Consider the following 13,939-nt stretch of genomic DNA (forward strand, 5'->3'; position numbering starts at 1 on the left):
TTACGTAAAAAAAATGGATTCAACCATAAAGTGCCGGTTTTATCAATATTAAATCATGTTGTTTTCCCGGGCATATTTTATGGCAAAATCCATCTCTTTTTCCCGGGTATCCAGGTGGCCGTCCAGCTTGGCATTACGCACTTCATTTAAAATCTTTGTAAAGGCCGGCCCGGGTGTCACCCCGATACGGATCAGGTCTTTGCCCCGGATTTTGGGTGTCACATGACGGAATTGGGTATAGAAATTGGAGATATCCCTGCGAACCGCCTCATTTTTTGTCAATGCCATCATATACAGGACAAACACAGTATTGAAATTGATCAATGCCCAGTAAAGCTTCTGCCGGGAAACCGGATGATTGGACTCGATGAAACCCAGCCGGTTTTCCGCCTTGTACCGTGTTTCCAGCAGCAACTGCCGTTCTCCCACCGGAATCATAAGCCGGTCACAGATCTGTTCACTGACCTTGAAGGTGCACCGATGGAGCAGCACCATGAAATACACGGCCCATCGGGGATAGGTTTCCTGCACATACAACAGATCATGCCAGGTCAGGGTTTTGTTGACAGATTCCAGCGTCTGGTAGGTGGCGGGCGTAATTTCCAGCCGGGGATGAATCACTTTTTCAAGCCCGTAAACCGTCATACTTCGAATGGCGGGAATGGGATCTTCCTCACTGAAAATCTGCTTGAGTTCTGACAGGACCCGCAGGCCGCTCAGGTTTTTGAAACAATCCACTTTAATGGCATTGCGAATCAGGTTGGCGGTCACCTTGCCGATGTCGAATCCAAACCGGTTGGCAAACTTGATGGCCCGGAATATCCGGGTGGGATCCTCCACAAAACTTAAATTGTGAATGGTGCGGATGGTTTTGTCTTTCAAGTCCCTTGTGGCTCCGAAATAATCGATCAGGGTACCGAAGGTATCGGCATTCAGACTCAAAGCCAGGGTGTTGATGGTGAAATCCCTGCGGGCCAGGTCCCGTTTGATGGAGCTTTTCTCCACAATGGGCAGGGCGGCGGGGAAATCATAATATTCCAGCCGGGCCGATGCCACATCCACTTTAATCTGCTCGGAAACAATAACCACAGCCGTGCCGAATTTTTTATGCGTATTCACCCGGCAGTTCAATTTTTCAGCCACATATCTGGCAAAAGCGATGCCGTCGCCTTCCACCACAATATCAATGTCATCCACGGTTCGCTGTAAAAGCAGATCCCGGACAAACCCGCCCACCACATACAGATTCAGCCCCAGTTCGTCACCGGCCGCGCCAATGGATTTAAGCAGATCCATGGTCCGGTCGTCCAGACGCTGGGCCATGAGATTATGAATCCGGCGTTTCCGGGCATTCTGTTTTTTAAACACCAGCTGATCCGTGCGTTTCACGGCTTTGTCATGCTGTACCAGAAAATTGAGCAGGTCCGTGCGGGTGATGACCCCCTTGATTTCTTCATGATCGATCACCGGAATGATCCGCTGTTTTTTTTCAATGATCTGGTATTCGATTTCAGCCAGGTTGGCATCTGAGGAAATAAATGTGGCTTCCGAGTTCATGTACTCTTCCACCGGCCGGGTCTTGAGCTGATGAAACAGGATTTTTTCCACCACCTGGCGGGTGATGTATCCTTCATAGGAACCGGAGTCAGGATTCACCACCAGCAGGGTGTTGATATTATACCGGGTCATGGTGTTGCCGGCCTGTTCACAGGAAGCGCCCGGTTCAATGGTGATGGCCGGAGAAGACATCAAAGAGCGCGCCACCTGAATTTGCCGGGTTTCTTTTTTCAACTGATCGATGAGCAGATGCTCCACCTGGGCCAGCGTATGGTTCTCGATTTTGGCGGACGCGGCATAGGCGTGGCCCCCGCCGCCGAACATGGACAGAATCCGGCCCACATCCACCTCGGGGATCCGGTTCCTGGCAATGATATGCACCTTGTTTCCCATGAGCACTACGGCAAAATACAATTCCAGGTTTTCCATGCGCATCACTTTCTGGACAATGGATGCCAGATCCGTGATATAGGTATTCGACGAGATGGTGGAGATATGAACATCCAGCCCGTTGATCTGATGCCGGGTCATTTCATTGAGCAGATCATTGAGCCAGGAGATCTGTTCCGCTTTGATTTCTCTGACCACCAGGCTGACAACGGTATTAAGGCTGGCTCCGCAGCCCAGCAGAAATCCGGCCTGGATGAAGTCCGCCGGTGTGGTGGAAGCGTATGTAAACACCCCGGTGTCTTCATAGATGCCCAACGCCATGACCGTGGCTTCTTCCGGAGTAATCGGGATATTTTTTTTCTGAAGGATTTCGCATAAAATGGTGGTGGTGGCGCCATAGGATTTAAAAACTTCCATGGCCGGTGTCACATCATCAGGTCCGGGCGGATGGTGGTCATACACATGGATGGCCACCTCTTTTTTTTCCAGCAGTTCTTTCACACCGGTCAGTCGGTTTTTCTGGCGGGTGTCCACCAGCACCAGGGTTGAGGTGTCTGAAAAATCGATAAAGGCCGGGTCTGCCATGTTGAACAGATACCCCATGGAATGAATGAAAAAATCCCGCAGGGTTTTTTCCTGGGATCCGGGAAAGATGATCCGGGCGTCCGGATAGAGCTTCTGGGCCGCGAGCATGGCGGCGATGGCATCATAATCCGCATTCACATGACTGGTAATGATGGTTTTGGCGGTACTGCCTTTTTTTTTGGGGGCCACAACACAACTCCTGTTGAGATTGAATATCGAATGATATATAAACTATCTGTATATATTTTACAAATAATACGACCCCCGGTTGAAACACATCTGCAGCCGGACCGGTGATTCGGTTTCGGATCTGCAAAACAACCCCGATTAAAGGATATGTTATGTCTGATGTTTATCTGTGGAAAGGCAAAAATCCCAGGGGAAGATCCGTCAAAGGAGAAATGACGGCGGAAACCCCGGAACAGGTCCGGAATATGCTGGTCAGACGAAAAATCACTCCGGGAAGAATCAAAAAAAAGCCCAAAGACCTGTTTGAAAACATAAAATTTTTTCAGCCCAAGGTCAAAGACAGTGATGTCATCATCTTTGCCAGACAATTTTCCACCATGATCGATGCCGGACTCCCTTTGCTCCAATGTCTGGAAATTCTTCAGGCCCAGCAGGAAAACCCGACCTTTAAAAAACATCTGAAAAAAATCAAGGAATCAGTGGAATCCGGCGACACCTTTGCCGATGCCCTGAAAAAATTTCCATCCGATTTCAATGAATTGTTTGTCAACATGATTGCCGCCGGAGAGGCCGGGGGTATTCTGGATGTCATTTTGAGCCGGTTATCCGCATACATGGAAAAAATGGCGAAATTGAAAAAACAGGTCAAAGGGGCCATGACCTATCCCATCATCACCATTATTGTGGCAATCATCGTGGTGGGGATCATCCTGGTATTCGTGATTCCCGTATTTGAAGAAATGTTTGCCAGCATGGGATCGGCATTGCCGGGCCCGACCCTGCTGGTCGTAGGTTTGAGTAATTTTGTGGTGGCCAATATCGGGTATATTCTGGGCGCTATATTCGGAACCGTGTTTGTGGTCCGGCGGTTTTACAAAACCAAAAAAGGCCGGATACTCATGGATGATCTGTTTCTGCGGCTGCCCGTGATGGGGATTTTAATCCGGAAAGTGGCGGTGGCTAAATTCACCCGGACCACCAGCACCATGATGTCGTCGGGTGTGTCCATTCTGGAAGTATTGGATATCGTGGGCCGCACCGCAGGAAACAAAATTGTGGAATTTGCCATTCAAGACGTTAAAGCCGGTATCTCCGAAGGCCGGTCCATGGCGGACCCGTTGCTGGAAAGCGGGGTATTTCCCTCCATGGTCTGTTCCATGATTGCCGTGGGGGAGTCCACGGGTGCCCTGGACACCATGATGGAAAAAATAGCCGATTTTTATGATGACGAGGTGGATCAGGCTGTAAAAAATCTCACAGATATGATCGAACCCTTTATGCTGGTCTTTTTAGGAGTGGTGGTGGGGGGACTGGTAATCGCCATGTATCTCCCGATTTTCTCCATGGCAGGCGGTATTGGATAGGTCCATGTCCTCAGACCCGTTTCTGGATCGATCAGACCGGGAGCAGCAGCTCAAATGGATTGTCCTGGCCCGGGTGATTTTCTGCATTGTGCTGATTTTTTCCAGTCTGGTATTTTCCACGGGCGAAAATCTGTCTTTTTTGTCCCAGCCTTTTGTGACATTGTATTATCTGGCGGCTGCGATTCTTTTGCTGTCAGTGGGGTACGGGCTGTGGCTCAAACAAGGGAAGAATCTGCTGGTTCTGTCCTATACCCAGATTCTGGCGGACACATTTTCAGTCACGGTGATCATCTATGTCACCGGCAGTCTGGACTCCATTTTCACATTTTTGTATCTGCTGATCATCATTTACGGGGCCATGCTGGTGCTTTTGCGCGGCAGCCTGATCATTGCCGGAGTTTCCAGCATTCAGTACGGGCTGTTGATCGTGCTGGAATATTATCACATGGTACCGCCTTTTTCAGGCCAGCACACCGACCCGGCATCTCTGAATCCCAGTCTGATTTTTTACCGGATTTTCATACTTATGTCCGCGTGCCTGGCTGTGGCGTATTTAAGCGGTGTGCTGGCCAGACAGCTGAGACGGGCCCGGCAGGATCTGAAAATCACCCATGCCCATTACAAACGGGTGGAAAAAATGGAAGTGATGGATGAAATGATTTCCGGAATCGCCCATGAAATTAAAAATCCGCTGGCTTCTTTGGCCGGATCCATTCAATTACTCAGAGAAGATACGGCTCCCGGCAGCAGGGAAGACCGGCTCATGAAAATTATTCTGCGGGAAACCGAACGGCTGAAAACCATTGTCGATGAAATCCGATTGTTTGCCAAACCCGGTCGGGCCAATGCAATCCCGGTGATGGTTCATCAGGCCGTCATGGATGTGGTCTCTTTGTTTTTGAATTCCGAAGAATTTAAAAACAGAATTCAGGTTGTCACCCATCTGGATGAAGGTCTGATTGTTCACATCGATCCGGTCCATCTCCAGCAGGTTGTGTGGAACCTGATCAAAAATGCAGCCCAGGCCATTCCCGGCAAAGGAAAAATCATTATCACATTGACAGCCCCCCGGAACCAGCGGATTTATCTGACCATTTCAGACAACGGGCAGGGGATTGAATCAGACAATGCCCGCCATATTTTTGATCCTTTTTATACCACCAAACCCGAAGGCACGGGGTTGGGCCTGCCCATTATTCACCGGCTCATTGAAACCTATGACGGTTTGATCGATTTTGAATCCATCCCCGGCAAAGGAACGGTTTTCACTATCATATTTAAACCGGCCGGATCGGTGGAAGATCCAACAAAATCTTGACAAACACCCGGCAAACAGGCTATCTAATTATGTTTTATCGTAATGAAACCCAAAAAAGACTATAATGGAAGCAACAACACCCATGGATAAAGACACCCGGATCATCCAGGCCAGAAAAGAAAAAATTACCGCCATCAAGGAAAAAGGAATCCCCCTGTATCCCAATGATTTCAAGATTTCATGCACGGTGGCACAACTTCGGCACATCATTGATACTGACCCGTCCTCTTTAGGCGAAAACGGCAAGACATTCAAACTGGCCGGACGGATGATGGCCATCAACAAAATGGGAAAATCCTCTTTTGTCCGGTTCAAGGACGGGTCGGACCAGATGCAGTTGTATATTCAGAAAAATAAAGTGGGAGAAGATACCTACGATTTGTTCAAAAAACTGGATATCGGAGACTTCATTGGTGTTTCCGGCCCGCTGTTTCAGACAAAGACCAAAGAGTGGACCATCCTGGCCACGGAATTCAGATTGCTGTCCAAAGCATTGCGGCCATTGCCGGAAAAATTTCACGGCATCAAGGATCCTGAGAAAAGATATCGTCAGCGGTACCTGGACCTGATCATGAACGACGGCACCCGGAACATCTTTATCACCCGAAGCAAAATCGTTTCTGCCATGCGCCGGTTTTTTGAAGAACACGATTTCATGGAAGTGGAAACGCCCATGATGCAACCCTTGCCCGGAGGTGCCGAAGCCACCCCTTTCAAGACCTGGCACAATGCCCTGGGCATGGAACTGTTTTTGCGGATCGCGCCGGAACTGTACCTGAAGCGCCTGGTGGTGGGGGGCTTTGAAAAAGTATTTGAAATCAATCGAAATTTCAGAAACGAAGGTGTATCCACCCGGCACAACCCGGAATTCACCATGGTGGAATTTTATCAGGCGTATGCGGATTACCAGGATTTGATGGCTTTAACCGAAAACATGTTTGCCGATATTGTCGTAAAAATCAGTGGCAACACCGTCATTGAGTACCAGGGCCACACCATTGACTTCAAACCCGGATGGCAGCGGATCTCCATGATGGACTCTTTGTCTTCCGTCGGCGGCATAGATCCTGAAATGATCCATGATACCCAGTCATTGCTGACTTTTGCAAAAGACCGGCAGATCCAGATCACCAAAACCGAAAGTCACGGCAAAATTTTGACCAAATTATTTGACGTGCTGGTGGAACCCAAACTGATTCAACCCACATTCATTACCGGATACCCGGTGGAAGTATCACCGTTGTCCCGGAAAAGCGAATCCGACCCGAACCTGACGGACCGGTTTGAACTGTTCATTGCCGGCCGGGAGATCGCCAATGGATTTTCCGAAATCAATGACCCGGAAGATCAGCACAACCGGTTCCTCATGCAGGTGCGCCAGCGGGATGAAGGAAATGATGAAGCCCACATCATGGATGCTGATTATGTGGAAGCCTTGGAATATGGCATGCCGCCCACAGCCGGAGAGGGCATCGGCATCGACCGGCTGGTGATGCTGCTCACGGATGCGGCCTCCATTAGAGAGGTTATTTTGTTTCCCCATATGAAACACACCCACTGATTATTGATGGCCGTGGAACTGTTCATAGCCCGGCGCTACCTCAAGGCCAAGCGAAAAGAAGGATTCATCTCTCTGATCACGTTTCTGTCCGTGGCCGGAGTTATGGTGGGGGTGATGGCGCTGGTGGTGGTGATTGCCGTCATGAATGGCGCAGAAACTGAATTCAGGCGAAGGATACTGGGTCTGGAGCCTCATATTCTGGTCATGAATTACAACGGCACCTTTGGCAATTATAATACCGTGCTTGAGGAGATACAAACCCACCCTCACATCCGGGATGCTTCCCCGATTTTGTTTGCCCAGGCCATTATCCGGACCCGTCATGCCATGGCAGGCGCTATGGTGCGCGGCATTGTCCCGGATAACAGCGCATCATTGATCAAAGGATTTGATGAGCCTGCCCTGAAAAACGCCCTGGCCGTTCAAAAAAATTCCGACAACCTGCCGGGTATTATTCTGGGCAAGGAACTGGCCCGGTCCATGGGAGCCATGACCGGGGACAAGATCATTCTTATGTCCACCCGGTCCGTTATCTCTCCCATGGGACAGATAACGGCCATGAAACAGTTTGTGGTCCAGGGAACCTTTTCTTCGGGCATGTCCGAGTACGACGGCATGCTGGCCTATGTTCATCTGGAACAGGCCCAGTCTTTGATAAAAGATCCGGATAAAATTTCAGCCATCGGTATCTGGGTGGATGATGTTTTCAAAGTCAAGGAGATCCGGAAAACCCTGCCGGCCGATCTGGAACACCATCCGTTCTATGTCCGGGACTGGATGGATATCAACCAGAGTCTTTTTTCGGCCCTGAAACTTGAAAAAACCGCCATGTTCATCATTTTGACTTTGATTATTCTGGTAGCGGCCTTTAATATTGCATCCGCTCTGATCATGCTGGTCATGGAAAAAACAAAAGACATCGCCGTTCTCAAAGCCATGGGAGCCACCCACCGGATGATCCGTCAAATTTTTATCATTAAAGGCCTGGTGATCGGGACGATCGGCACCCTGCTGGGAACCGTGTCCGGCATCGGCATCTGTCTGCTGCTCAAACGATATGATTTTATCCAGCTGCCCAAAGCCTATCCGTTTTCCACGTTACCGGTCCAGCTGGATCCCATGGATGTGCTGGTCATTTCCGTCAGTGCCATAATCATCTGCTTCATTTCCACATTGTACCCGTCCTGGAAGGCGTCGAACATGGACCCGCTGGAGGCCATTCGATATGGATAATACCGGCTCTGTTCTCATGCGTCTGACACAGATCACCAAAAAATTCGGTACGCCGCCGGATGTCATAAACATACTGGACGGATCCGAATTTACCATCACCCAAGGGATGACCCTGGCCGTGGTCGGGGCATCGGGTATCGGCAAATCAACATTGCTCAATATCATCGGTACCCTGGATCGGCCGGATAAGGGACAAATCATGTTTCAGGGGCGGGACCTGCTTTCCATGAAAGACGATCAACTGGCGGCACTAAGAAATGAACGGATCGGATTCGTGTTTCAGTTTCATTACCTGCTCCAGGGATTTTCCGCCATGGAAAATGTGATGATCCCGGGGCTCATTGCCAAAAAATCAAAAAAAATGGTTGAAAACCTGGCAGAAAATATGCTTGAAAGGGTAGGGCTGGCAGATCGATATCATCATCGCGTGGAAGATCTGTCCGGTGGAGAACAGCAACGGGTAGCCATTGCCAGGGCCCTTGTGATGAAACCGGATATACTTCTGGCGGATGAACCCACCGGCAACCTGGATGAAAAAAACGCAGACAGCCTCCACTCTTTGATCATTGAGTTGAACAAAGAACTGGGTATGACCGTGATTGTGGTGACCCATAACATGAAACTGGCCCGGATGATGGAAAAAACAGTAACGATCCAAAACGGAAAAATTATACCGGCATGAGAAAGGGACTGATATGAAAAAATGGTTGATCAATGCAGTACTGATAGGGATGATTTTATGCGGACTGCCCTTTTGGCTGTATGCCGAACAGACGGTCAGTGTCGCTGTTTTTCCTTTTTCCGTTCAGGCGCCTTCGGCCCAGAAATCGCTTGGCACAGACCTGCCTCTGATGCTTGGAAAACGGCTGAAAAACGAAGGAACCCAAGTGGTTTATGTTAAGGAATTCAAGGATACGCAAACCTGGGATGTTGCCAGATTCCGCCAGGAAGGTATCCGGCTGGGCGTGGATTACATCATTACGGGTAATGTCTTTATGGCCGGCAACGCCATCAGTATTGATGCGAACATGCATCCGATTTATGAAACAGGGCCGCCCCTGCCATTTTTTTCCCAGTCCGGTTCTTTGGAAGAACTGCATGCGGCAATCGGACAGTTGTCCCGGGCAATTATCGGCGAGCTGTTTGAAAAACGCATTATCTCCACCATCTCGGTTACGGGCAACCGCCGGGTGGATTCTGATGCGATTTTACGGATCATTTCAACAAGCCCCGGTGATATCATGAACCAGGAAAAATTGTCCAAAGACCTGGAACAGGTTTACAAAATGGGCTTTTTCGATGATGTGGTGATCGAAAAAAAAGACCTGGATCAAGGCATTGAAATTGTTTTCAACGTAACGGAAAAACCCAGTGTCAGAAATATCAAATTTTCCCAGAACCGTGTATATAAAGAGGATGAACTGGCCGCAGTCGTTGATACCAGCACCGGTTCCATCCTCAATGTGTACAAAATCAATTCAGATGTGGAAAAAATAAAACGGCTGTACACGGAAAAAAATTACCACAACTGCACAGTTACCTATGAAATCACTCCCTTGAAAAACAATCAGGCAGATATTGTGTTCGTGATTGATGAAGGGGAAAAAATCAGAATTGAATCCATTGTGTTTGAGGGAAACACCCATTTTAAAGACAAAAAACTGAAAAAAACGATTCAGACCCGGGAAAAGGGATTCTGGTCTTTTATCACCTCTTCCGGTGACCTGGATGAAAGTGAACTGACAAATGATGTGCTGCGTATCGAGTCTTTATATAAGAACAACGGATTCATCAATGTCAAGCTATCGGATCCCCAGATAGACATGGGGGAAGAAAGCATTGCCATTCGTTTCAAAATCGATGAGGGGGAACAGTACAAAACCGGGAATGTGGACATAACCGGGGATATTCTGACATCGAAAACCGATCTGTTTGACAAACTTCTGGTCAAGGAATCCGATCTGTACAACCGGGAACTGATCCGAAAAGACATGCTGGGGCTCAGTGATTTATATTCCAACCAGGGGTATGCCAATGTCAAGGTCTCCCCGCTGGTGAAAACCGATGATGCCAGTCATCAGGTACACATCACATACAAAATTGATCAGGGAGAACCGGTATATTTCAACCGGATTCTGATTTCCGGCAATGAAAAAACCCGGGACAAAGTGATCCGGCGGGAAATGGCTGTGGAAGAACAGGGTAAATTTTCCATGAGCGGTATTCAGCGATCTTACCGGAACCTGAGCTACAGAGACTATTTTCAGTCTGTGGAAATCAACCCGGTTCAAACGGATGTGCCCAATCAGCGGGATCTGGAAGTTAAAGTCGAAGAAAAACCCACGGGTAATTTTTCTTTTGGCGGGGGATTTTCAACGGACGACGGTCCTTTCGGTCAGGTATCTTTGGAAGAACGCAACCTGTTCGGCCGGGGCCAGAATTTGAAAATCCTGGGAAGAATTTCAGGTGAAACCGGTTTATATGACCTTGGATTCACCGAACCCTGGATTTTTGACATGCCGGTTTCCGCCGGATTCAATATCTATAAACTTGAAAGAGAATTTGAATATTATGAACGCAATGCCATCGGTCTGACACTTAGATCCGCTTATCGGCAACTGTGGGATTACACCACCATCGGTGTGGAACTCAATTTTGAAGATTTTGAAGTTGAGCAGGCAGAAAAGACGTATACCAATGTCACTGAAGGAGATTTTTTCACCGCCAGCATCAAGCCGTATATCAGCTATGATTCCAGAAACCATTATTTTCTGCCCACAGAAGGGGTGTTCAGTAAAGTGTCAGCCCAGTATGCCGGAGAATTCATGGGTGGAGATATTGACTATACCCGGTATGTAGCCGAAGGCGGATTCTGGATGCCTCTTTTCTGGAAATTTACCGGAGGCTTTCATATGGAGGGCGGGTATCTGGATGACCGCACCAACGGCCAGATTGATATCGACTGGGAACGATTCTACTTAGGCGGCATCAATTCGGTCCGAGGATTTGACAAATACGACATCAACACCAGAGAACCCGGCCAGACTATCCTGCGGGGGGGTGAAAAATATATTCAATTCAATGCGGAACTAATTTTTCCCCTTCAGGAAGAACAAGGAGTCGCCGGGGTATTGTTCTATGACCGGGGTGATGTCTATCGAACCAGCGAAAGCATCGATCTGGCCAAACAATACTCATCCGCAGGATTTGAACTGCGGTGGAATTCCCCCATGGGCCCCATTCGTCTGGCCTATGGTATTGTGGTGGAAGGTCAGGATGAATACCAAACCGGAGATGGCCAGTTTGATTTTTCCATTGGCGCATTTTTCTGATATTTTTTAAAGCATTATTTATTTGGAGGAAACCATGAAACGTATCTTATTTGTAACCATCATAAGCCTTTTGGCCATCAGCTTTGTGCCCATGGCATTTTGTGCGGATGCTGTTAAAATCGGTGTCATCGATTTTGAAAAAATAATGAAAGAATCCAGTGCCGGAAAAATGAACCAGAAGGTGCTCAACGCCAAAGGAACGGAATTCAAAAATAAACTGGAAAAAGAAAAACAGTCCCTGGATGCAATCGGCCAGTCTTTTGAAAAAGAAGCCCTGGTGCTCAGTGATGAAAAAAAGCGGGAACGGGAACGGGATTTCAGAAATCAGATCGAAGATTTCAAAATCATGCAGCAGAATTATACCAATGAATTGAAAAATCTTGAAATCAAAATGATCAATGACATGCAAAAAGCCGTATTCGACATTGCCAATGAACTGGGAAAAAGAGAAAAATACACCCTGATCATTGAAAAAAAGAATGCCGGTGTGATCTATGCGCCGGACCAGATAGATATCACAGACCGTGTCATCAATAAATACAATGCCGTCACAGCCCAGGGCAATTGATTGCCTGAACGGGATTTATGTATGAAACTGACTGTCAAAGATATCGCTGAAAAAATTCATGCCCGGGTGGCGGGAAACTCTTTCACCGTGATCACGGGGGTTTCTTCCTTTGACAATGCCGGTGCATCAGATATTACGTTTGCCGGAGATGCTTCTTTTCTGTCACGTCTGAACCAGACCCGGGCCGGGGCCGTGATTGTGCCTGATGATGGCATGTATGAAAAAAATTCTCACCCCTGTTTACTGATGACCGCCAATCCCAGACGGGCTTTTTTTGAACTGGTGGCACAATTTCATCCGGCACCGGCATTAAAGCCCGGCATCAGCCCGCTGGCCGTCATTGGAAAAAACTGTGTGCTGGGAAAAGGTATCACCATTGCGCCGCATGTGGTGATTGAAGATGAAGTGGTCATCAAAGACAATGTGCAAATCATGCCCCATGTTTTTATCGGAAAGGGTTGCGTGATCAAAGAACACACCACCATCAAACCCAATGTCACGGTGATGGATGGCACATGTCTGGGAAAACATGTCATCATTCACTCCGGATCCGTGATCGGATCGGACGGATACGGGTTTGTCCAGGATGGCGAAAGCCATTTCAAACTGTCTCACACCGGACATGTCATCATCGGAGATCATGTGGAAATCGGCGCGTGTAACACCATTGACCGGGGGACCCTGGGAGTCACCCGGATCGGCAATGGCGTGAAAACCGACAATCAGGTTCACATCGCCCATAATGTTTCCATCGGAGACCATACACTGGTGGTGGCCCAGGTGGGAATCGCCGGGTCCACCCGGATCGGAGAACAGACCATTATTGCCGGTAAAGCCGGTATATCCGGACACCTGACCATTGGCAACCATGTGATTGTGGGACCTTATGCCGGGGTGTCCTCCTCGGTCCCGGACAATCAGATTGTGTCAGGCATCCCTCATATGCCCCATAAAACCTGGTTGAAAGTCGTGAACATCCTCGGCCGGCTGCCGGGGATGAGAAAAACGCTTATGGCATTTGAAAAACGGCTTGACGCCCTTGAACGCATTATACAAAAACCGGAGCTGCCATGATTCACCCTACCGCCATCATCGATGGATCCGCTGAAATCGATTCTCGAGTGACGATCGGCCCTTATGCCATTGTCAAATCAGATGTACGCATCGGAGCCGGAACCACCATCGGGTCCTACACCACCATTGACAATTATGTTTCCATCGGTGAAGACTGCCAGATATTTCAATATGCCGCCATCGGCGGTGCGCCCCAGGATCTGAAGTTTCATGGAGAAAAAAGTTATCTCACTATTGGCCGGGGATCCATTATCCGGGAATTTGTCACCATCAACCGCGGCACAGAAGCCGGCGGCGGCATCACTGAAGTCGGCGAGGAAAACTATCTGATGGCCTATACCCATATCGCTCATGACTGCAAAACCGGCCGACAGGTTATTTTAGCCAACAACTCCACTTTGGCGGGACATATTGAAATCGGTGACCACGCCACCATCGGCGGACTGGTGGCCATTCATCAGTTCGTCAAAATCGGAAATTATGCCTATATCGGCGGAAAATCCGCTGTAGTCAAAGATATTCCTCCCTTTGTCATTGCTGCCGGAGACCGGGCCACCCTCCACGGCCTGAACAATGTCGGGCTCAAGCGGCACCGTTTTTCCGATTTCACTTTAGGCGAGCTTAAAAAAGCCTACCGGATTTTTTTCAGGATCGGGCTGACGGTCAAGCAGGCATCGGAACGGGTCAAGGCCGAGGTGGAACAGATTCCGGAAGTGAAAAATTTTACGAATTTTATTGTCACATCCAGCCGGGGAATAACCCGATAAC

10 protein-coding genes are annotated in these 13,939 nt (G+C 48.6%); 9 read left to right on the top strand and 1 reads right to left on the bottom strand.

The window, feature by feature from the left end; genetic code table 11:
- Positions 1–48: 48 nt before the first annotated feature.
- Complete coding sequence (locus tag K365_RS0110705; RefSeq protein WP_024334545.1) at positions 49–2,721, bottom strand: CBS domain-containing protein; 2,673 nt, start codon at positions 2,719–2,721, stop codon at positions 49–51.
- Between the two features lie 152 nt (positions 2,722–2,873).
- Here K365_RS0110705 and K365_RS0110710 point away from each other — a divergent pair, with 152 nt between their 5' ends.
- The 9 genes from K365_RS0110710 (at position 2,874) to lpxA (ending at position 13,938) form a co-directional block, all read left to right on the top strand.
- Entirely contained in the window at positions 2,874–4,085 is a 1,212-nt protein-coding gene (locus K365_RS0110710; protein ID WP_024334546.1) for a type II secretion system F family protein, read from the top strand.
- A 4-nt stretch (positions 4,086–4,089) separates the two neighbouring features.
- Positions 4,090–5,403: a two-component system sensor histidine kinase NtrB gene (locus K365_RS0110715; protein ID WP_024334547.1), complete on the top strand. Its 1,314-nt coding sequence runs from the start codon at positions 4,090–4,092 to the stop codon at positions 5,401–5,403.
- Between the two features lie 64 nt (positions 5,404–5,467).
- Complete coding sequence (gene lysS, locus K365_RS0110720) at positions 5,468–6,964, top strand: lysine--tRNA ligase (protein WP_353740165.1); 1,497 nt, start codon at positions 5,468–5,470, stop codon at positions 6,962–6,964.
- 6 nt (positions 6,965–6,970) lie between these two features.
- Positions 6,971–8,197 (top strand): lipoprotein-releasing ABC transporter permease subunit, encoded by a 1,227-nt coding sequence (locus tag K365_RS0110725; RefSeq protein ID WP_024334549.1) that lies wholly within the window; start codon positions 6,971–6,973, stop codon positions 8,195–8,197.
- Positions 8,190–8,879: an ABC transporter ATP-binding protein gene (locus K365_RS0110730; RefSeq protein WP_024334550.1), complete on the top strand. Its 690-nt coding sequence runs from the start codon at positions 8,190–8,192 to the stop codon at positions 8,877–8,879. The genes K365_RS0110725 and K365_RS0110730 overlap by 8 nt, the downstream gene beginning before the upstream one ends.
- A gap of 13 nt (positions 8,880–8,892) precedes the next feature.
- On the top strand, positions 8,893–11,529 hold the full coding sequence (gene bamA, locus K365_RS0110735) for an outer membrane protein assembly factor BamA (protein WP_024334551.1): 2,637 nt from the start codon (positions 8,893–8,895) through the stop codon (positions 11,527–11,529).
- 34 nt (positions 11,530–11,563) lie between these two features.
- A complete protein-coding gene (locus K365_RS0110740) occupies positions 11,564–12,097 on the top strand; it encodes an OmpH/Skp family outer membrane protein (RefSeq protein WP_024334552.1) in 534 nt (177 codons plus the stop codon).
- Positions 12,098–12,118: 21 nt separating this feature from the next.
- Entirely contained in the window at positions 12,119–13,171 is a 1,053-nt protein-coding gene (lpxD, locus tag K365_RS0110745) for a UDP-3-O-(3-hydroxymyristoyl)glucosamine N-acyltransferase (protein WP_024334553.1), read from the top strand.
- The gene (lpxA, locus tag K365_RS0110750) at positions 13,168–13,938 is read left to right on the top strand and encodes an acyl-ACP--UDP-N-acetylglucosamine O-acyltransferase (protein ID WP_006966522.1); all 771 of its coding nucleotides are present in this window, start codon (positions 13,168–13,170) and stop codon (positions 13,936–13,938) included. Before lpxD ends, lpxA begins: the two co-directional genes overlap by 4 nt.
- The last annotated feature ends 1 nt before the right edge of the window (position 13,939 follow it).

The sequence above is a fragment of the Desulfotignum balticum DSM 7044 genome, assembly GCF_000421285.1.
Lineage (GTDB): Bacteria > Desulfobacterota > Desulfobacteria > Desulfobacterales > Desulfobacteraceae > Desulfotignum > Desulfotignum balticum.